Source organism: Enterobacter sichuanensis (assembly GCF_002939185.1).
Classification (GTDB): Bacteria; Pseudomonadota; Gammaproteobacteria; order Enterobacterales; family Enterobacteriaceae; genus Enterobacter; species Enterobacter sichuanensis.
The window spans coordinates 1-19,281 of sequence record NZ_POVL01000067.1 but is presented as its reverse complement, the minus strand read 5'-3'; the positions used below and the strand labels follow the sequence as shown (position 1 = coordinate 19,281).

Annotated in this window: 19 protein-coding genes; 7 read left to right on the top strand and 12 right to left on the bottom strand. The window is 57.5% G+C overall.

Translation table 11 applies throughout. The features are described 5' to 3' along the window. Positions 1–30 precede the first annotated feature (30 nt). The 3 genes from C5687_RS21505 to trmB are packed head-to-tail and all read right to left on the bottom strand — an operon-like array spanning position 31 to position 1,849. Entirely contained in the window at positions 31–747 is a 717-nt protein-coding gene (locus C5687_RS21505; RefSeq protein ID WP_025760375.1) for a YggN family protein, read from the bottom strand. Positions 748–803: 56 nt separating this feature from the next. After that, positions 804–1,130, bottom strand: a complete 327-nt coding sequence (locus C5687_RS21500) for a YggL family protein (protein ID WP_003862421.1) — start codon at positions 1,128–1,130, stop codon at positions 804–806. Continuing rightward, positions 1,130–1,849 carry a tRNA (guanosine(46)-N7)-methyltransferase TrmB gene (trmB, locus tag C5687_RS21495; protein WP_025760376.1) on the bottom strand — a complete coding sequence of 240 codons (720 nt, stop codon included), beginning with the start codon at positions 1,847–1,849 and terminating at the stop codon, positions 1,130–1,132. Before trmB ends, C5687_RS21500 begins: the two co-directional genes overlap by 1 nt. A gap of 144 nt (positions 1,850–1,993) precedes the next feature. Between trmB and mutY the strand changes: the two genes are divergently transcribed. The 4 genes from mutY to C5687_RS21470 all read left to right on the top strand — a co-directional run bounded on the left by mutY (position 1,994) and on the right by C5687_RS21470 (position 6,027). Further along, a complete protein-coding gene (gene mutY / locus C5687_RS21490) occupies positions 1,994–3,046 on the top strand; it encodes an A/G-specific adenine glycosylase (protein WP_202911309.1) in 1,053 nt (350 codons plus the stop codon). A gap of 25 nt (positions 3,047–3,071) precedes the next feature. Then, positions 3,072–3,344 (top strand): oxidative damage protection protein, encoded by a 273-nt coding sequence (locus tag C5687_RS21485; RefSeq protein ID WP_023309138.1) that lies wholly within the window; start codon positions 3,072–3,074, stop codon positions 3,342–3,344. 124 nt (positions 3,345–3,468) lie between these two features. Further along, positions 3,469–4,545, top strand: a complete 1,077-nt coding sequence (gene mltC / locus C5687_RS21475) for a membrane-bound lytic murein transglycosylase MltC (RefSeq protein ID WP_104557854.1) — start codon at positions 3,469–3,471, stop codon at positions 4,543–4,545. Between the two features lie 225 nt (positions 4,546–4,770). Next, positions 4,771–6,027: a nucleoside permease gene (locus tag C5687_RS21470; RefSeq protein WP_025760238.1), complete on the top strand. Its 1,257-nt coding sequence runs from the start codon at positions 4,771–4,773 to the stop codon at positions 6,025–6,027. 82 nt (positions 6,028–6,109) lie between these two features. Here C5687_RS21470 and citG read toward each other — a convergent pair whose 3' ends face one another. The 8 genes from citG to C5687_RS21430 are packed head-to-tail and all read right to left on the bottom strand — an operon-like array spanning position 6,110 to position 13,421. Then, complete coding sequence (gene citG / locus C5687_RS21465) at positions 6,110–6,913, bottom strand: triphosphoribosyl-dephospho-CoA synthase CitG (protein ID WP_095442102.1); 804 nt, start codon at positions 6,911–6,913, stop codon at positions 6,110–6,112. Next, positions 6,891–7,430 (bottom strand): citrate lyase holo-[acyl-carrier protein] synthase, encoded by a 540-nt coding sequence (gene citX / locus C5687_RS21460; protein ID WP_059384937.1) that lies wholly within the window; start codon positions 7,428–7,430, stop codon positions 6,891–6,893. Before citX ends, citG begins: the two co-directional genes overlap by 23 nt. Then, the gene (gene citF / locus C5687_RS21455) at positions 7,427–8,950 is read right to left on the bottom strand and encodes a citrate lyase subunit alpha (RefSeq protein ID WP_104557852.1); all 1,524 of its coding nucleotides are present in this window, start codon (positions 8,948–8,950) and stop codon (positions 7,427–7,429) included. Before citF ends, citX begins: the two co-directional genes overlap by 4 nt. 10 nt (positions 8,951–8,960) lie before the next feature. Further along, entirely contained in the window at positions 8,961–9,836 is an 876-nt protein-coding gene (citE, locus tag C5687_RS21450) for a citrate (pro-3S)-lyase subunit beta (protein ID WP_059384935.1), read from the bottom strand. Beyond that, on the bottom strand, positions 9,833–10,126 hold the full coding sequence (citD, locus tag C5687_RS21445; RefSeq protein WP_025760234.1) for a citrate lyase acyl carrier protein: 294 nt from the start codon (positions 10,124–10,126) through the stop codon (positions 9,833–9,835). The genes citE and citD overlap by 4 nt, the downstream gene beginning before the upstream one ends. 16 nt (positions 10,127–10,142) lie before the next feature. Further along, positions 10,143–11,165, bottom strand: a complete 1,023-nt coding sequence (gene citC, locus C5687_RS21440; RefSeq protein WP_059384934.1) for a [citrate (pro-3S)-lyase] ligase — start codon at positions 11,163–11,165, stop codon at positions 10,143–10,145. A gap of 13 nt (positions 11,166–11,178) precedes the next feature. After that, complete coding sequence (locus C5687_RS21435; RefSeq protein ID WP_104557850.1) at positions 11,179–12,042, bottom strand: fumarylacetoacetate hydrolase family protein; 864 nt, start codon at positions 12,040–12,042, stop codon at positions 11,179–11,181. Between the two features lie 17 nt (positions 12,043–12,059). Continuing rightward, positions 12,060–13,421 carry a 2-hydroxycarboxylate transporter family protein gene (locus C5687_RS21430; protein ID WP_047959445.1) on the bottom strand — a complete coding sequence of 454 codons (1,362 nt, stop codon included), beginning with the start codon at positions 13,419–13,421 and terminating at the stop codon, positions 12,060–12,062. Between the two features lie 345 nt (positions 13,422–13,766). Here C5687_RS21430 and C5687_RS21425 point away from each other — a divergent pair, with 345 nt between their 5' ends. Both C5687_RS21425 and C5687_RS21420 read left to right on the top strand, forming a co-directional pair. Next, complete coding sequence (locus tag C5687_RS21425; protein WP_104557848.1) at positions 13,767–15,392, top strand: ATP-binding protein; 1,626 nt, start codon at positions 13,767–13,769, stop codon at positions 15,390–15,392. Continuing rightward, complete coding sequence (locus C5687_RS21420) at positions 15,382–16,074, top strand: response regulator (RefSeq protein WP_095450216.1); 693 nt, start codon at positions 15,382–15,384, stop codon at positions 16,072–16,074. The genes C5687_RS21425 and C5687_RS21420 overlap by 11 nt, the downstream gene beginning before the upstream one ends. Positions 16,075–16,161: 87 nt before the next feature. Here the strand turns inward: C5687_RS21420 and C5687_RS21415 are convergent, their stop codons facing one another. Beyond that, complete coding sequence (locus tag C5687_RS21415) at positions 16,162–18,297, bottom strand: ornithine decarboxylase (RefSeq protein ID WP_104557846.1); 2,136 nt, start codon at positions 18,295–18,297, stop codon at positions 16,162–16,164. Between the two features lie 180 nt (positions 18,298–18,477). Here C5687_RS21415 and C5687_RS21410 point away from each other — a divergent pair, with 180 nt between their 5' ends. Continuing rightward, complete coding sequence (locus C5687_RS21410) at positions 18,478–19,191, top strand: DUF554 domain-containing protein (protein WP_104557844.1); 714 nt, start codon at positions 18,478–18,480, stop codon at positions 19,189–19,191. Positions 19,192–19,281: the final 90 nt, after the last annotated feature.

Sequence of the window (19,281 nt, the reverse complement as noted above, 5' to 3'; positions counted from 1 at the left end):
CCGGGGTGAGGGGCCCAGCGCGCAGAGATCTTACTTCAACGTCCCCACCAGCGCCTTCCGGCTATCTTCCAGCGATACCACGCGTTTACACACGTCTTTGCCGAACTTCTGGAAATCATCTTCCTGGTTCTTCCACTCATTCTGAATGGAGGTCTGCAGGCCGCCCAGACTGCCCAGCACGCCCTGAAGCGGGTTACCGCCGCCTTTCAGTACCGCTTTGGCACCCATCTCGTTGATGCTGTCCTGCAGGATACCGCCCATCGCCTGGTTCACCAGCTGCTGCCCGTCAGCGCGGACCTGATCAATCGCCTTGTAGTGGAACGTCAGGCCGTCGGTACGCGTTTCGATAATCCGGTTCATCTGCTCTTTCAACTGCTTATCGAGCTTGGTCAGGCGGGTGCGCATATTGCTGCTCTCCCCCACCTCTTTGGTGATGATCTTATCCAGCGCCACGCGGCTTTTCTCAACGCGCGTCAGCGCGCCTTCGTTAATCCATGGCAGCGCGGTACGCAAATCGGCCTGGTAGTCTTTCGCCTGCTCACGCTGTGCGGCAGTCAGGTTGTACTGTTTGCCGTTAAAGGTGACGTTCCCTTCCGGCGTAATCACCAGATTGCCGTTCTCGCCTTTGACCTGCACGGTTTGCGGGCTTAACACCACGTCATCACGCGGGGTGACGCTACATTTATACTCCGCATGGGCGGTGAATCCGGTTGCCATCAAAGCAGCAGCCAGCAACGTTTTGCGCATCTTAAACACTCCCTCAGACAAAATGGGCCAGCTAATGCTGGCCCTTTACTACTTTATTAGTCCCACCAAACGTCGAAAAGTTCGCTGACGCGAACATCTTCCAGCTTGTGGTCTTCAAGCCATTTACGTACCAGGGCCTGATGTTCTTCGGTGCATTTACCCACTTCCTGGGTGCAGATCAGACCTTCCCACGCCAGATAGCCGCTACCATCGAAGGCCAGTTTGTTTGGCTCGATCACCTCGTTGATGAACGCATCAACGTCCTGATCGATCTGCTCAACGCTGGTGCCTTCCGGGAAACGCCAGGCAACGGAGAAGCCCACTTCCTGGAATTCTTCGATGTGCATCTTTTTACGCAGACGACGGCTACGATTCTTTGCCATTATTTCACCCTCTCGAACATTAAGTCCCATACACCGTGACCAAGACGATGGCCACGCTGTTCAAATTTCGTTACCGGACGCGATTCCGGACGCGGTACATAGTCGTTGCTCGCCGACTGGTTTTTGTAACCGTCCAGCGATGACATCACTTCCAGCATATGTTCCGCATAAGGTTCCCAGTCGGTCGCCATATGGAAGACACCGCCCAGCTTGAGCTTACTTTTTACCAGCTCAGCAAACGGCGCCTGAACGATACGGCGTTTATTATGACGTGCTTTGTGCCACGGGTCAGGGAAAAAGAGCTGAACCATGGTTAAAGAATTGTCAGGAATCATTTTGTGCAGCACTTCCACCGCGTCATGACACATCACGCGCAGGTTCTCAACGCCCTCTTCATGGGCCGTAGCCAGACACGCGCCCACGCCCGGGGAGTGCACTTCAATGCCGAGGAAGTTCTGCTCCGGGCGGGCTTTGGCCATGGTCACCAGCGAGGCGCCCATACCGAAACCAATTTCCAGAGTTACCGGCGCGTCGCGGCCAAACAGCTCGCTAAAATCCAGTGGCTGCTCGCTGAACTCAACGCCCATCACCGGCCAGTAGTTGTCCAGCGCATGTTGCTGCCCTTTCGTCAGGCGACCCTGACGGCGGACAAAGCTGCGAATACGGCGCAGCGGGCGACCGTTTTCATCAAATTCCGGTGAAATGACGTCGTTTTTCATAAAAGAGTTGTCTGCTTGTGAGAATGTTCGGGAAACGGGCATTATCCAAAGTTAAGGCTTCTATGCAAGCATGGGAAAGATCCGGTTTACAGCAGATTGACGCTGTGCTGCAATCGGCGTCCCTGATTATACGAATCGATGACCATGCAAGCCTCTCAATTTTCAGCCCAGGTGCTGGACTGGTACGACAAATACGGGCGTAAAACCCTGCCCTGGCAAATTGAAAAAACGCCTTACAAAGTATGGCTCTCCGAAGTGATGTTGCAACAAACGCAGGTCGCGACGGTGATTCCTTACTTTGAGCGTTTTATGGCGCGCTTCCCGACGGTGACCGATCTGGCTAACGCTCCGCTGGACGAGGTGCTGCACCTGTGGACCGGGCTTGGCTACTACGCCCGCGCGCGTAACCTGCACAAAGCGGCACAGCAGGTCGCGACGCGCCACAACGGGCGCTTCCCGGAAACCTTTGACGAGGTAGCGGATTTACCCGGCGTCGGACGTTCAACCGCCGGCGCCATTCTCTCCCTCTCTTTAGGCAAGCATTTTCCGATCCTCGACGGCAACGTGAAGCGCGTGCTGGCACGCTGCTATGCCGTCGACGGCTGGCCGGGGAAGAAGGATGTTGAAAAACGTCTTTGGGAAATAAGTCAAGAGGTCACCCCGGCAAACGGCGTCGAGCGTTTCAACCAGGCGATGATGGATCTGGGCGCGATGGTCTGCACGCGCTCAAAACCGAAATGCGAACTCTGCCCGGTGAATAATCTCTGCGTGGCGTACGCCAACCAGTCGTGGGCGCAGTATCCCGGTAAAAAACCCAAACAGACGCTGCCGGAACGCACCGGCTATATGCTGCTGATGCAGCACGGCGATGAGGTGTTCCTGGCCCAGCGTCCACCGAGCGGTCTGTGGGGTGGTCTATACTGCTTCCCACAGTTTGAAGATGAAGATTTGCTGCGTGAATGGCTTAAAAAGCGCGGGATTGCTGCCGATAACCTGACGCAGCTGACCGCGTTTCGCCACACCTTCAGCCATTTCCATCTGGATATTGTGCCGATGTGGCTTCCCGTGTCCTCCTTCGCCTCGTGCATGGATGAAGGCACCGCTCTCTGGTATAACTTAGCGCAACCGCCATCAGTCGGGCTGGCGGCTCCCGTGGAGCGCCTGTTACAGCAATTACGTGCCGGTGCAATGGTTTAGCATCGGCTAAAAAAGAGGAATGAGTATGGCCAGAACGATTTTTTGTACTTTCCTGCAGCGTGACGCTGAAGGCCAGGATTTCCAGCTTTATCCGGGCGACCTGGGTAAACGCATTTATAACGAGATTTCCAAAGAAGCCTGGGGGCAGTGGCAGAAAAAGCAGACCATGCTGATCAACGAGAAGAAACTCAGCATGATGAACCCGGAACACCGCAAACTGCTGGAGCAGGAGATGGTGAGCTTCCTGTTCGAAGGTAAAGACGTGCACATCGAAGGCTATACGCCACCGGAAAAATAATATCGAGCGGCTGTTGCCCGGCGGCGCTTCGCTTGCACGGGCCTACGGTTTCGTAGGCCGGGTAAGCGCAGCGCCACCCGGCGAAAGCAACGACTAAGCAAACACAACACGCACTCCCGGAATGATGAAAAAACTTTTAGCGCTAGCCCTTGTTGCGCCGTTGCTTGTCTCGTGTTCGTCAAAAAAAGGTGATGAGTACAACGAAGCCTGGATCAAGGACACCAACGGTTTTGATATTTTGATGGGGCAGTTTGCCCATAACATCGAGAATATATGGGGATTTAACGAAGTTCTTATTGCCGGACCTAAGGACTACGTTAAGTACACCGACGCCTATCTGACCCGTAGCCACATCAACTTTGATGAGGGTACGATCACGATTGAAACCATTGCCGGCACAGACCCTGCCGCTCGGCTCCGTCAGGCAATCATCAAAACCCTGCTGATGGGTGACGATCCGGGCTCAATCGATCTCTACTCCGATGCCGACGACATCACGATATCCAAAGAGCCGTTCCTGTACGGTCAGGTCGTCGATCAGACCGGCCAGCCCATTCGCTGGGAAGGCCGCGCCACGAAATTTGCCGACTACCTGCTGCAGACGCGCCTGAAAAGCCGCTCGAACGGCCTGAAGATTATCTATAGCGTCACCATCAACCTTGTTCCGAACCACCTCGACAAGCGTGCGCATAAGTACTTAGGCATGGTGCGTCAGGCCTCACGCAAGTACGGCGTGGATGAGTCGCTGATCCTGGCGATTATGCAGACCGAATCATCGTTTAACCCGTACGCGGTGAGCCGTTCCGACGCCCTGGGGCTGATGCAGGTTGTACAGCACAGCGCCGGTAAAGACGTCTTCCGCGCGCAGGGGAAATCCGGGACGCCGAGCCGCAGCTATCTGTTCGATCCGCAGAGCAACATTGATACCGGCACCGCCTATCTGGCGATGCTGAACAATGTCTACCTGGGCGGGATTGATAACCCGACCTCGCGCCGCTACGCGGTGATCACCGCCTATAACGGCGGTGCGGGCAGCGTGCTACGTGTCTTCTCGAATGACAAAGTGCAGGCCGCAAACATCATCAACAGCATGGCGCCGGGAGATGTCTACGCAACCCTGACCATCCGCCATCCGTCCGCGGAATCCCGTCGTTATCTGTATAAAGTGAATACGGCGCAGAAGAACTACCGTCGTCGCTAGCCCCCCTCCCCCTAACCCTCTCCCCAAAGGGGAGAGGGGACTGAACACCCTCACCCATACGAAAATGTTATTTGCATCACAATCCAAACTGCAAATTAATGTGGATTGCATTTTTTTGCGGGAGGTAACAAAACATATCGTTGCCAACTGATAGAATTGCATCAAATAACAACCCTGAATGTTCCTATAACAACATATCTCCCGCTCACTTGTGAGGAAAGTAACATGAACCTTAAGCTGCAGCTTAAAATATTGTCGTTTCTGCAGTTCTGCCTGTGGGGTAGCTGGCTGACTACACTCGGCTCCTATATGTTTGTGACGCTCAAGTTCGATGGTGCGTCAATCGGTGCCGTATACAGTTCGCTCGGTATTGCGGCGGTCTTCATGCCAACGCTGCTGGGGATCGTGGCGGATAAATGGCTGAGTGCCAAATGGCTGTACATGCTTTGCCACCTGGTGGGCGCGGGGACGCTGTTTATGGCAGCCCAGGTGACCACACCGGGGGCGATGTTCATGGTGATCCTGCTTAACTCGCTGGCCTACATGCCAACGCTTGGGTTGATCAACACCATCTCCTACTATCGCCTGAAATCCGCGGATATGGACATCGTGACCGATTTCCCGCCAATCCGTATCTGGGGCACTATCGGCTTTATCATGGCGATGTGGGGCGTGAGCTTCGCGGGCTTCGAACTGAGCCATATGCAGCTTTACATCGGCGCTGCGCTCTCCGTGCTGCTGGCGCTGTTCACCCTGACGCTGCCAACCATTCCTGTCTCTAACCAGCAGAAAAACCAGAGCTGGAGCACCATGCTCGGCCTGGACGCCTTCGCGCTGTTTAAAAACAAACGCATGGCGATCTTCTTTATCTTCTCCATGCTGCTGGGCGCGGAACTGCAGATCACCAACATGTTCGGCAACACCTTCCTGCACAGCTTCGATAACAACCCGCTGTTCTCCGGCAGCTTTATCGTTGAACATGCATCGGTGATGATGTCCATCTCGCAGATCTCTGAGACGCTGTTCATCCTGACCATTCCGTTCTTCCTGAGCCGCTACGGCATCAAGAACGTCATGCTGATCAGTATCGCGGCATGGATGTTGCGCTTCGGTCTCTTCGCCTATGGCGACCCAAGCCCGTTCGGCACCGTGCTGCTGGTTCTGTCGATGATTGTTTACGGCTGCGCCTTCGACTTCTTCAACATCTCGGGTTCTGTGTTTGTGGAAAAAGAGGTGAAACCTGAAATCCGCGCCAGCGCGCAGGGTATGTTCCTGATGATGACCAACGGCTTCGGCTGTATTCTGGGCGGCGTGGTGAGCGGCAAAGTGGTTGAGATGTACACCACCAACGGCATCACCAACTGGCAACCAGTGTGGCTGATCTTCGCCGCGTACTCACTGGTGCTGTTCTTCGCGTTTATCGTGCTGTTCAAGTACAAGCATGTTCGCGTGCCGAATGGTGCGCAGCCAGTCGCGCATTGATTGTTGTGCCCGGTGGCGCTAACGCTTACCGGGCCTACAAAAACACCGTTCTTAGGCCGGGTAAAGCGAAGCCGCCACCCGGCTATTTTATTGCAGCAAGCACCCACCCCACCGACAGTAAATCCGCGCTGCCTCCGGGACTCAGGTTCCGTTCAATCAATGCGTTATCCATTCTGAGCAACGCCTCGCGGTCCCAGCCTGCAGCCAGCAGTTTCCGCGCATAACCCTGAACGAAGCGTAGCCCCTCAATGCCGCCGCGCGACACCAGATTGCTGTCCTGATTGACTGACATCAGGCGTAACAGCAGGTCGTGAAGTGAATGTCCGTTCCACTGCGCCAGCGCCTTACGCACCGTCGCAAAACCGCTTTCGGCCTCTCCGCGCGCGCCGGTTAAGCCATACAGCTGATACTGCCGCTCGCCCGCCGTCGCCTGCCCGCTGCGTGCGGCCAGCTCCCGCGAGACCAGCCCGCTGCAGAGGTTACTCACCTCACAACAGAGGCTGTCTGCGGAGACCCTTTTCACACGCCCGGCAGCAAAGCACAGTAAACCAAGGGCAAAAATACCGCCTTTGTGGGTGTTCACCCCGTTCGTTGCGGCATACATCGCCTGCTCGCAGGCCATCCCCATCGGGCGGAGAACCCGTAACTGTTCGTCAGCGGGTTTATCGGCATGCGCGCTGCCCAGCTCAGCAAAGCGCGAAAACCACGGCGTAATCGCCGCAATGCTGCGGACAAACAGCGCGTGGTCCATATCGCGATGGGCGCCGTTATTGAGTTTGTCTACCAGACCCGGCTTGGGCGTCAGCTCCAGCTCCTGCCATAGCGCCGCTTCGGCAAGCGCGGGCACGTCAGCCGGGCGCAGTTTAGTCGCGAGCAAACCAGTCATCGATCATCTTCTCCACGCGAGCCACAACCTGCTCCACTGGATGCGCGCGCGAACGGGAACAGGCATGCGCCGGCTCGTCGCAGATCAGGCAGCGTCTGAGATTCGTCCCCAGCGACTGTCGCCCGACGTGGCCGTGCTGAGGGCAGATCACATCCAGATCCCACAGCCTGCCGAGCGGATGCGTCTGCTCCAGTTCCGCACAGTGCGCTTTGATTTCTGCCGCCGGATGGGCCACGCACCACAGGGCTTCCGGCCCGGTCGGGAGCCACAGTACCTGGCGGTCCAGCACCTGCCAGCGGTTTTCCCACAGCAGCTGGTCGCACATCTGCAGCGCCACGCCCATGGTGTTGCGATAGCGCAGGCTGTCTTTGGCCTCCCCTGGCGTCACCAGGGTGAGGGAAATGACCGGTTGTTGATAGTGCTCAAGCATGTCAGCCTGACGCCCTGCGCGGCGCTCTTTCGCCGCCAGCAGTTCGTCCAGGCTGACACCCGTCCGCACGGGTGTCGCTGAAATCATACGTCCTCCTTTACCTGTCGCACGGTGTCGATCACGCTGCCGTCGCGGTAGCGGATCACCCCGACGATTTTGTCGGTAAACGCGATTGATTTGGGGACGCCAGTCAGGGAAATCGCCCGCTCGTACAGCGCAGTGATGTCCACAACCTTGAGCCCCGCCTTCAGCAGGCGCTCGCGGATCTCCGGACGCGACGGGTTGACCGCAATACCGTGATCGGTAACCAGTACGTCAATGCTCTCTCCCGGCGTGAGGCGCGTGGTAACCCGCTTCACGACCGTCGGAATGCGGCTACGCAGCAGCGGCGCAACGACGATGGTCAGGTTCGCCGCTGCGGCCACGTCGCAGTGTCCGCCGGACGCGCCGCGCATTACGCCGTCGGAGCCGGTGATAACGTTGACGTTGAAATCGACGTCAATTTCCAGGGCGCTGAGGATCACCACGTCAAGCTGGTCGCAGCTTGCCGCCTTACTGCCAGGGTTGGCGTAGACGTTGGTGGAGATCTCCACGTGGTTCGGGTTGCGCGCCAGCGAGGCCGCCGCCTGGCCGTCAAAGCACTGGGTATCGAGCAGCTTTTCAATAAGCCCCTTTTCATGCAGATCCACCAGGCTGCCGGTGATGCCGCCGAGGGCAAAGCGTGCCTTCACGCCGCTGCGCTCCATCTTCTCTTCCATAAAGCGGGTGCAGGCGGTGGCCGCCGCGCCGGAGCCGGTCTGCATCGAGAAGCCCGGTTTGAAGTAGCCGGAGTGCTCAATGACGTCCGCCGCATAGCGGGCAATCATCAGCTCGCGCGGGTTGCTGGTGACGCGCGCTGCGCCGACGCTGATTTTCGCCGGATCGCCCACGCTCTCCACCTGCACGATGTAGTCCACCTGGTCCTGCACCAGGCTGGCGGGCATATTGGGGAATGGCACCAGCGCTTCGGTCAGCAGCACCACCTTACGGGCAAAGTGCGCATCCACCATCGCATAGCCCAGCGAGCCGCAGCACGATTTGCCGTGCGTGCCGTTGGCGTTGCCAAATTCATCGCTGCACGGCACGCCGAGAAACGCCACGTCGATATTCAGCTCGCCGTCCTGGAGCAGCTTCACCCGCCCGCCGTGGGAATGAATTTGCACCGGCTCGTCCATCAGCCCGTGGGAGATGGCCTCTGCCAGCCTGCCGCGCATCCCGGAGGTGTAAATCCGGGTGATCACCCCGCTTTCAATGTGTTCGATCAGCGCGTCGTTGCAGGTCATCAGCGAGCTGGAGGCCAGGGTCAGGTTTTTGAAGCCCATCCGCGCCAGCAGCGCCACGACGGTGTTGATCACCCGGTCACCTTCGCGAAACGCGTGGTGGAAGGAGATGGTCATCCCATCCTGCAGACCGCAGCGCTTAACCGCCTCTTCGACAGAGGCGCACAGTTTGCGGTTGTGCTTCGCGTCGCTGTCCGCCAGCCACGGCGTCGCGCTGTGGGCGGTATCAAACGGTTTTAAGTCCCGCAGATGGGGAAAATTGACATGGAGAAGTTCAGTCTGATTCATTATCTCATCCTTACCGACGCACGCCGGAGGCCGCCGCGCGCTCCAGCACCACCTGCGCGTGGTTAATAATTGGTGCATCCACCATTTTGCCGTTGAGCGACACCACGCCCAGGCCGTTGCGCTCGCCCTCTTCTGCCGCTTCAATCACCCTTTTGGCGTGATCCACCTCTTCCTGGGTCGGGGCATAGGCGTTATGCAGGAGATCGATCTGGCGCGGGTTGATCAGCGATTTACCGTTAAAGCCCATCTTGCGGATCAGATCGACCTCGCGCAGGAACCCGGCCTCGTCGTTAACGTCTGACCACACCACGTCGAAGGCGTCGATGCCTGCGGCACGCGCGGCGTGCAGCACGGCACAACGGGCGTAGAACAGCTCGGTGCCGTCGCCGCGTTCAGTCTGCATGTCCATGACATAGTCAAAGGCGGCCAGCGCGATGCCGATTAAGCGCGGCGAGCTGCGGGCAATCGCCACGGCGTTAATCACGCCAATGGCCGACTCAATCGCCGCCATCACGCGGGTAGAACCAACCTCGCGACCACACTCTTGCTCAATGCGCACCAGGTGGCCTTCCAGCTCATAGATGTCATCCGGCGTATCGGTTTTCGGCAGACGGATCACGTCCACGCCGGCCCGTACGGCGGCCTCCAGATCCAGCAGGCCAAACGGCGTGCTCAGCGGGTTAATGCGCACCACGGTTTCGATATCCTGATACATCGGGTGCTGCAGGGCGTGGAACACCAGCATGCGTGCGGTGTCTTTCTCGCGCAGGGCAACGGCGTCTTCCAGGTCAAACATGATGGAGTCCGGGCGGTAGATAAACGCGGTGGAGAGCATGGCGGCGTTGGCACCCGGGAGGAACAGCATACTGCGGCGGAGTTTGCTCATTTCAGCGCCCCCCAGTTGATGGCCTGTTCATCGGCGGCACGCAGCAGCGCGCTTTGCAGGCGGGCGCGGATCACACAGTCCAGCGCCCCTTTGTCTTCAATAATGATGAGTCCCTGGTGCACGTTCATGGCGCGCAATGTGTCGTTGACCACCTGGCGAATTTGCTCGCCAAACTGCTTAATCACTTCGCTGTGGATGACTACCTCCAGCTCGCCGTGAGCAGGAGCGATTTTCACCATCAGGTCGCTGGACTCCTGCGTTCCGGCCAGCGCCTCCCTTACAATTTTCATGATAAATTCCTGGTAGTTAAGCGACTTCCGCACTCGCCCGATAGTGTGTTTCGAGGTGCGCGAAGGTGGAGTCCGGGACAATCTCCCGGATCCGGGAAAACTGCTGTGTCTTTAGTAAGCGGCGCACTTCGGACGCTGAAATGGCGTTACCGGTGGCCTTGATGCGCGGCATTTCCACCACCTCGATATGCGAGGCCAGCAGGTCGTGCAGCGTCTGGTTGTACTGGCGGGTGATGTCGCAAAACGGCTCCGAGCCGATGAAGCGGTGCGTGATGCCCAGCGCCGGGGCAATGAAATCCCGGAAGATCAGCACATCGATTTCGCTCCACGCCTGCTGCACTTTGCCGGTCTCCTTCAGGAAGTAGGCCGGAAACGTGGCGCGGGAGATGATGTACTGCGAGCCTTCATGCACCACCACGTTCGGCAGATGCGCCACACCCGCGCGCACCATCTCAAGACGCGCGCTGAACGGGAAAAACGAGGCATCTTCACGCACCACGAACAGATGCAGGGCATCACACTGCATAGCCGCCTGTTCCACCAGATGGCGGTGGCCGAGAGTGAAGGGATTGGCGTTCATCACAATAGCGCCAATTTTCTCCCCGGTCTTGCGGTTCGCGCGCAGAGAACGGCAATAACGCTCAATCCCCTGCGGGGTGTTCTCCATCAGTACCGCGTTGTTCCCGCTCTCGGCAATCGGCCAGAAACCGCTGCGGGCGAAACGCGCCTTGTTGCACGGACGGGTGCAGAGGAAGAGGTGAAAATGGCCGCGCTCCAGCGCCGCATTTTGCACCTCCGCCAGCAGCCGTGCGCTGAGGTTCTCGCCGCGAAGTTGCTCGTTGACCGCCACGCATTTGATGACGTTGGCGGCAAGCCCTGCGCAACCCACCAGCTGCGGGCCGGACCAGGCTTCGACAAACAGCGTGATGTCGTTGTCCAGGCCCAGGCCGCTGTCCGCCAGCAGGTAACGGATCTGGCTTAAGCGTTCCGGGTGCTTCGCCACCAGCGTGTGGCGAAAATCGATGGGTTGCGAATGCATGTTGCCGCCTTACTCAGTGTGCTGCCGCAAGCCCTACGGCTGGCGCTTCCACGATCACGTTACTCAGATGACCGATATGCTCGATCTCCACCTCAATGCGATCGCCCTCTTTCATAAACAGCGGCGGGTTACGCTTTTTACCCACTCCGCCCGGGGATCCGGTGATGATCACGTCCCCCGGGCTTAAGCGGGTAAAGGTGCTGATGTACTCGATAAGCTCGGCGACTTTGTGGATCATGCTGCTGGTATTGTCTTCCTGCACCATGCGACCGTTCAGCCAGGTGCGGATCGCAAGCTGGTGCGGGTCAGGGATCTCATCCGCCGTCGCCATCCACGGGCCAAACGCGCCGGTTTTGCGCCAGTTTTTACCGGCGGTAAACCAGGTGTGCTGCCAGTCGCGGGCGGAACCGTCCATGTAGCAGCTGTAGCCCGCCACGTGGCGCAGGGCGTCGTCGCGGCGGATATTCTCCCCGCCTTTACCGATGATCACCGCCAGCTCGCCTTCGTAGTCGAATTCGCTGGAGTGGCGCGGCTTCAGCACCGGCTCGTTGTGGCCGGTCTGGGAATCCGGGAAGCGGACAAACAGCGTTGGAGCCGGGTTGTGCTGGTCAAACTCCTTGCGCTTGTCGGCATAGTTCATGCCCACGCAGAGGATTTTTTCCGGCTGCTCAATCACCGGTAAGAAGGTGATGGCGCTCATCGGCACGTCCACTGCGTCGTTCAGGTAACGGGGGGCCTGTGCCAGCCCGTTGCCCTGCAGCAGCGCTTTAAGGTCGCTGTAGCGGTCGCCCAGACGGCGACCTAAATCAATCACGCCGTCGGCCTGCACGATGCCGTAGCTGCGTTTTCCCTGGTATAAAAAGCTTGCGAGTTTCATTGTTCTTTCCTGAAAACTTAAACGAGGAAGTTGCCCAGAATCAGCAGTGAGACAGAGACGTTAATCGCGCCGCCAATTCGGGTAGCAATCTGGGCGAACGGCATCAGGCTCATGCGGTTGCCTGCGGTCAGGATCGCCACGTCGCCGGTTCCGCCCTGGCCGCTCTGACAGCAGGAGACGATGGCGACATCAATCGGGTGCATACCAATCTTTTTGCCGACGAAGAACCCGGTCGCCACCAGCGCGGAGACGGTGCTGATAATCACCAGCAGGTTGGTCAGCGTGAAGGCCGCCACCAGTTCATGCCACGGGGTGATGGCCACGCCAACGGCAAAGAGAATCGGGTAGGTCACGGAGGTCTGGAAGAATTTGTACACCACCTGCGAGCCTTCCAGCAGACGTGGAGAAGCGCCGTTGCAGAGCTTCACCAGCACCGCCATAAACAGCATGCCCACTGGCGCAGGCAGGCCAATCAGCTTGTGGCCGAGCATGCCCAGCATGTAGAGCAGCACCGCCAGCAGCGCGCCGGAGGCGATGGTGGTCACGTCCGCTTTACCAGAGAACGCAGGCTGAGAGACGGTGGCATCCGCATTCGCGCGGTTCGGCATCAGTTGGCCTTCACCGGTCAGGTGCGGATAGCGTTTGCCGAGCTGGTTCAGGCACCCGGAGATAATGATTGCCGTCAGACCGCCGAGCATCACCATCGGCAGCACGCGTCCGAGCGCAACGCCCTGGTCCATATGCAGCAGGGTGGCATAGCCGATGGAAAGCGGGATCGCCCCTTCTCCTACGCCGCCCGCCATAATCGGCAGAATGATGAAGAAGAAGATCTGGAACGGCTCAAGACCCAGCGCCAGGCCGACGCCCATCCCCACCAGCATGCCGACGATTTCGCCGCACAGCATCGGGAAGAAGATGCGCAGGAAGCCCTGAATCAGCACCGTGCGGTTCATGCTCATGATACTGCCAACGATGATGCAGCAGATGTAGAGATAGAGAATGTTGGTGGATTTGTAGAACTTAGTGGTGGACTCGACCACCACGTCCGGCAGCAGGCCGTAGTAGACCAGCGCGGAAGGGATAAAGGTGGCGCAAATCGCGGCCGCGCCGAGCTTGCCGACAACCGGCAGGCGTTTGCCAAACTCACCGCAGGCAAAGCCGAAGAAGGCCAGCGTCGCCACCATCACCACGATATCGCTCGGCAATTTTCCGCCCAGGCAATCAATCGCAATCAGCGCACCCGCCAGAACGAACAGCGGCAGAGGAATAATCCCAATTTTCCAGGTATCCATAATATGCCACCAGCGCTCTTTGAGCGAAGGTCGCTGAATTTCAATCGGGTCGTGGGTAACAGAGAAAGAATCGTCAGTTGTGCTCATAATAAGCCCCTTGGTTATTTTGTGCGTTCAGCTTAGAGTCACAAAGGCTTACTTTATGTGAGGAAAGGCATATTAAAAGCGAAGTTTTAATGGCCGCTATGGTTTTAATGGTTTCTTTTATTTACTGTGATTTATACCGTATTTATTCCCGTGGTTTTTATGGTTTCTTTTCCGAATTGAACAAACAAATAACATTTATTGCTGCAGCCTGAAGTCTGCCCTCCTTCCGGGCTATGCTTTTACAGCCCCTGCTGTGCAAGGGATCACAAGTTTTCGGCAAAGCGGGCATCCGCACGAAAAAAGATGATATATTGGCCATCTTTGTCGCTACCTCGCGTGATAGTTATGAAAGTCTCTTTCCAGATTAAGCTGTTTATTTCGCTGGTTGCCTTTTTCTCAGTACTTTTTACCTTACTGGGCGGATATTATTATGTCGATGTTGGTAAACAGCTTTATCAGGAAATGAGCGCGCGTGCCAAAATACAGGCTGAAGAGATAGCACTTATTCCGACATTACGTGATGAAGTTGAACAAAAGAATATCAACGCCATTCATGATTTTATGCAGAAGATTTCTGCGCTCAGTGACGCCAGCTTTATTGTGATTGGTGATAATAAGGGGCTGCACCTTTTTCATTCCGTCTTTGCCGACAGAGTGGGGACCACGCTGGTCGGCGGTGACAATGAAGCCGTTTTACAGGGGAAAAGTATCACCACGATCCGCAAAGGCGGGCTGGGCATTTCGCTGCGCAGTAAAGCGCCCATCTTTAACAATGCCGGACAGGTGGTCGGTATTGTTTCGGTAGGCTATCTCACCAGCTATCTGGATACCATTACCGTCAGTAAGGTAGTCAATATCCTGATTGCCGCCGTGCTGCTGCTGATCGCCCTCTTTGTTTTCTCCTGGTTCTTTACCCGCAGCATTAAGAAGCAGATCTTCTCCCTCGAGCCGCGAGAGATCGGTCTGCTGGTGCGCCAGCAGAAGGCGATGATGGAGTCCATCTACGAAGGCGTGATCGCCATTGATAACGAACGACGCATAGAGGTGATCAACCAGGCGGCGCGCAAGCTGCTGGGCCTGAGCCAGCCGGCCCGGGAGCTGCGCGGGCAGTTGATAAGCCAGGTGATTGAGCCGGTGCCATTCTTCGACACGCAAACTATGCTGGCGAAAGATACCCATGACGAGATTTGCCGTTTTAACGACCTCACGGTCATTGCCAGCCGGGTACACATCATGCTTGAGGGGGCGCTGCAGGGCTGGGTGATCACCTTCCGCGATCGCAACGAGATCGACTCGCTGAGCGCCCAGCTCAGCCAGGTCAAACGCTATGTCGATAATCTGCGCATCATGCGCCACGAGCAACTGAACCGGATGACCACCCTCTCCGGGCTGCTGCATATGGGCCGCTATGAGGAGGCCATTGGCTACATTCAGGCGCAATCGGAACATGCCCAGGAGCTGCTGGACTTTATCTCGTCGCGCTTCAGCTCCCCGACGCTGTGCGGCCTGCTGCTGGGGAAAGCCGCCCGCGCACGGGAGAAAGGGGTCGAGCTCAGTTTCGACCCGGCCTGTCGGCTGGACAAGCCGTTCCTGCCGCTGGGGGAACAAGAGCTGATTTCGATTATTGGCAACCTGCTGGATAACGCCATCGAAGCGACGCAACGGTCGCCGCTTCCCCACGCGCCGGTGGAGGTACTGATCAAACTCAGCGAACAGGAGCTGATCGTTGAAGTGGCCGACCAGGGCGTTGGCATTACCCCTGCGATCCGTGACAGGATCTTTGAGCGCGGCATCACCACCAAAACACGCGGCGATCATGGGATTGGCCTGTATCTGATTGAAAGCTATGTCACACAGGCAGGCGGCACAATTGAAGTTGCCGATAACACGCCGCGCGGCGCCATTTTCTCACTGTTTATCCCTGCGACTGGAACCGCCCGGCAACTGGAAGACACCGACTATGCAACATGAACTTATCGACGTACTGATTGTTGAAGACGAGAGCGAGCTGGCGCAGCTGCACGCCGAGCTGATAGGTAAGCATCCGCGTCTGAGGCTGGTGGGCATTGCCTCGTCGCTGGCTGCGGCCCAGGCTGAGCTTGAAAGCAAACAGCCGCAGCTGGTGCTGCTGGATAACTATCTGCCTGACGGCAAAGGGATCTCGCTTATCACTAACCCCCTGCTGGCGCGCGCCAACTGCTCGGTGATTTTTATTACGGCCGCCAGTGATATGGACACCTGCAGCCAGGCGATCCGCAACGGCGCGTTCGACTACATTCTTAAACCGGTCTCCTGGAAGCGGCTCAGCCAGTCGCTGGAGCGGTTTGTGCAGTTTGCCGAACAGCAGCGCGTCTGGAAGATTGTCGACCAGCAGAACGTCGATTCGCTCTATCAGCTACAGGCGAAAAACTACCGCCAGGACAACGGCAGCAAAGGCATTGAGGAAAATACGCTGGCGCGGGTGCAGTCGCTGTTTAACGCCCGGTCAACACACTGCTTTACCGTGGATGAGGTCGTGAGCGAGACGGGGCTGAGTAAAACCACCACCCGACGCTATCTGGAGCATTGCGTGGAGGCGGGTTTTCTGACGGTGGAGATGCTGTACGGCAAGATTGGGCATCCGAGGAGGATGTACAAGCGTAGTGCGGTTTAACTCCCCTCACCCCGGCCCTCTCCCCAAAGGGGCGAGGGTGAAAAGACGGCTCCGTGCAATCCCCTCTCCCCTTTGGGGAGAGGGGGTCTACTTCAATACATACCCATACAGCCGCTTAATCCCGTCGGCATCCTTCTCGCTGTAGACCCCCTGCAGTTCCGGCGAGAAGCCCGGCAGCAGGTTGATGCCCTCCTCCAGCGCCAGGAAGTAACGCTGCACCGCACCGCCCCAGACTTCACCCGGCACCACGCACAGCACGCCCGGCGGATAAGGCAGCGCCCCTTCAGCAGCGATCCGCCCTTCAGAATCCCGAATACGCACCAGCTCCACGTTCCCGCGAATATACGCCTGATTGGCATCCTGCGGGTTCATCACCACCTCCGGCAGGCTCTCCTTGCGGAACATCGCCTTCTGCAGATCTTTCACGTCAAAGCTGACGTAGAGATCATGCATCTCCTGACATAACTGGCGGAGGGTATAATCCCGGTAACGCACCGGGTATTTCTGGAAGATAGTCGGCAGCACGTCCGCCAGCGGCGTATCGTCTTCAATATGCTGTTCAAACTGCCCCAGCATCGCCACCAGCTGAGCCAGCTTGTCGCTGCTTTCAGCAGGCGTCAGCAGGAACAGGATCGAGTTAAGGTCGCACTTCTCCGGCACAATGCCGTTTTCTCGCAGATAGTGCGCCAGAATCGTGGCCGGAATACCGAAATCCGTATATTCCCCCGTTTCGGCATCAATGCCCGGCGTGGTCAGCAGCAGCTTGCACGGGTCGACAAAGTACTGCTCGCGGGCATAGCCCTCAAACCCGTGCCATTTAGCACCGGGCTCGAAGCTGAAGAAGCGAAGCTCGCTGGCGATGGCGTGGGTGGGATGATCCTGCCACGGCCGCCCTGCCACCACCGGTGGGATAAACGGTTTGATCATATGGCAATTGGCAATGATCGCCTTACGCGCCTCAATGCCCAGCTCAACGCACTCCGCCCACAGCCTGCGCCCGCTTTCCCCTTCGTGGATTTTCGCGTTCACATCCAGCGCCGCGAACAGCGGATAGAACGGGCTGGTGGAAGCATGCAGCATAAACGCATTGTTAAGACGCTTGTGCGGGCAGAAACGCGCCTGACCGCGGATGTGGTTATCCTTTTTATGGATCTGCGAAGTTTGCGAGAACCCGGCCTGCTGTTTATGCACCGACTGGGTCACAAAGATGCCCGGATCGTTCTCGTTCAGTTCCAGCAACAGCGGGGACGTCTCCGCCATCATCGGAATAAACTGCTCGTAGCCCACCCATGCGGAGTCAAAGAGAATGTAATCGCACAGATGGCCGATCTTGTCGATCACCTGACGAGCGTTGTAGATCGTCCCGTCGTAGGTGCCAAGCTGAATGATCGCCAGGCGGAATGGCCGTGCTTCGTCGGCCTTTTCCGGCGCCGTCTCGCGGATCCGCTCCCGGAGATACGCCTCGTCAAAGCAGTGCTCGTCAATTCCGCCAATAAAGCCAAACGGGTTACGCGCGGCCTCAAGATACACCGGCGTGGCACCCGCCTGGATCAGCGCCCCGTGGTGGTTGGATTTATGGTTGTTACGGTCAAACAGCACCAGATCGCCGCGGGTGAGCAGTGCGTTAGTCACCACCTTGTTGGCCGCCGACGTACCGTTCAGCACAAAGTAGGTTTTATCCGCGTTGAACACCTTTGCCGCAAACTTTTGCGCATGCTTGGCGGACCCTTCGTGGATCAGCAGATCGCCCAGCTTCACGTCGGCATTGCACATGTCGGCGCGGAAGACGTTCTCACCGAAGAAATCATAGAACTGCCGCCCGGCCGGGTGCTTTTTGAAAAAGGCGCCGTGCTGGTGGCCCGGACAGGCAAAGGTACTGTTGCCCATCTCAACATACTGGCTCAGGGTGTCGAAAAACGGCGGCAATAGCGTCTCTTCGTAACGGCTGGCTGCGGTCTCCAGCTCCAGAAACTCCTGAGCTTTACCCGAGATGACCGCGCTGACGCCGTCGGGCACTTCCATGGGCTCCTGCGAGAAAATGAACACCGGCAGCTGAAAGCCCGTGCGTTTCAGTAGCGCAAGAATGCCGCTGCGACTGTCTGTCGTCGTCAGGACGACGGCGGCCACATCGGTGAAATCCGTGTTATCCAGCGTCACCTTTTCGCGGTGCGTAGACACAGTAGAGAGCAGCTCGCGGCTGACGGCGATTTTCATGGTTTTCATAAGCGCAGTTACCCTCACCGAACGGTGAGACAGGAGGAGAAAATTCGCGCAATAATGTCACCTTTTATTTTTAGCTGCAACAAGCAATCCTTATGCATTTAATCACCCAATGCTTACGGCCGGAAAGCAGAAGCATGTCATAATCATGCAATACCAATGAGTAAGTAACAGGAGTTAAGCGTGGTTATCGGGCCATTTATCAACGCCGGCGCCGTATTGCTGGGCGGCGTACTCGGCGCAGTGCTGAGCCAGCGGTTACCGGAGCGTATTCGCACCTCAATGCCCTCCATATTCGGCCTGGCGTCGCTAGGGATCGGTATTCTTTTAGTCATCAAATGCGCCAATCTGCCCGTGATGGTGCTGGCCACCCTGCTCGGCGCGCTCATTGGTGAGTTCTGTTATCTGGAAAAAGGTATTAACAGCGCAGTCAGTAAAGCCAAAAACCTGATTGCCCGGCCGGGCAAAGCGAAGCACGGCACGCATGAGTCCTTTATTCAGAACTATGTCGCCATCATTATTCTGTTTTGCGCCAGCGGCACGGGGATTTTCGGTTCGATGCAGGAAGGGATGACCGGTGACCCGAGCATCTTAATTGCGAAGGCGTTTCTCGATTTCTTCACCGCCACCATTTTCGCCACCACCCTTGGCATCGCAGTGGCGGCGATTTGCGTCCCAATGCTGCTGATTCAGCTGGCGCTCGCCACCTGCGCCACCTTGATTCTCCCGCTGACCACGCCAGCGATGATGGCGGACTTCACCGCCGTCGGTGGCCTGCTGCTGCTGGCGACAGGGTTGCGCATTTGCGGGATCAAGATGTTTGCCGTGGTCAACATGCTACCCGCACTGCTGCTCGCCATGCCGCTCTCTGCGCTCTGGACGCACTTTTTCGCCTAAAGATGCGGCGAAATGGCGAGAGATTGCGCAGTCTGTAACGAAAACAACATTTTTCGTTGACGACAGAGGGCAGATCGGGTTTAATGCGCC

Bases quoted from the DNA above. Each gene is read 5' to 3' on its own strand.
- C5687_RS21505 (WP_025760375.1), bottom strand. From the start codon at position 747: ATGCGCAAAACGTTGCTGGCTGCTGCTTTGATGGCAACCGGATTCACC.
- C5687_RS21500 (WP_003862421.1), bottom strand. From the start codon at position 1,130: ATGGCAAAGAATCGTAGCCGTCGTCTGCGTAAAAAGATGCACATCGAA.
- trmB (WP_025760376.1), bottom strand. From the start codon at position 1,849: ATGAAAAACGACGTCATTTCACCGGAATTTGATGAAAACGGTCGCCCG.
- mutY (WP_202911309.1), top strand. From the start codon at position 1,994: ATGCAAGCCTCTCAATTTTCAGCCCAGGTGCTGGACTGGTACGACAAA.
- C5687_RS21485 (WP_023309138.1), top strand. From the start codon at position 3,072: ATGGCCAGAACGATTTTTTGTACTTTCCTGCAGCGTGACGCTGAAGGC.
- mltC (WP_104557854.1), top strand. From the start codon at position 3,469: ATGAAAAAACTTTTAGCGCTAGCCCTTGTTGCGCCGTTGCTTGTCTCG.
- C5687_RS21470 (WP_025760238.1), top strand. From the start codon at position 4,771: ATGAACCTTAAGCTGCAGCTTAAAATATTGTCGTTTCTGCAGTTCTGC.
- citG (WP_095442102.1), bottom strand. From the start codon at position 6,913: ATGACTGGTTTGCTCGCGACTAAACTGCGCCCGGCTGACGTGCCCGCG.
- citX (WP_059384937.1), bottom strand. From the start codon at position 7,430: ATGATTTCAGCGACACCCGTGCGGACGGGTGTCAGCCTGGACGAACTG.
- citF (WP_104557852.1), bottom strand. From the start codon at position 8,950: ATGAATCAGACTGAACTTCTCCATGTCAATTTTCCCCATCTGCGGGAC.
- citE (WP_059384935.1), bottom strand. From the start codon at position 9,836: ATGAGCAAACTCCGCCGCAGTATGCTGTTCCTCCCGGGTGCCAACGCC.
- citD (WP_025760234.1), bottom strand. From the start codon at position 10,126: ATGAAAATTGTAAGGGAGGCGCTGGCCGGAACGCAGGAGTCCAGCGAC.
- citC (WP_059384934.1), bottom strand. From the start codon at position 11,165: ATGCATTCGCAACCCATCGATTTTCGCCACACGCTGGTGGCGAAGCAC.
- C5687_RS21435 (WP_104557850.1), bottom strand. From the start codon at position 12,042: ATGAAACTCGCAAGCTTTTTATACCAGGGAAAACGCAGCTACGGCATC.
- C5687_RS21430 (WP_047959445.1), bottom strand. From the start codon at position 13,421: ATGAGCACAACTGACGATTCTTTCTCTGTTACCCACGACCCGATTGAA.
- C5687_RS21425 (WP_104557848.1), top strand. From the start codon at position 13,767: ATGAAAGTCTCTTTCCAGATTAAGCTGTTTATTTCGCTGGTTGCCTTT.
- C5687_RS21420 (WP_095450216.1), top strand. From the start codon at position 15,382: ATGCAACATGAACTTATCGACGTACTGATTGTTGAAGACGAGAGCGAG.
- C5687_RS21415 (WP_104557846.1), bottom strand. From the start codon at position 18,297: ATGAAAACCATGAAAATCGCCGTCAGCCGCGAGCTGCTCTCTACTGTG.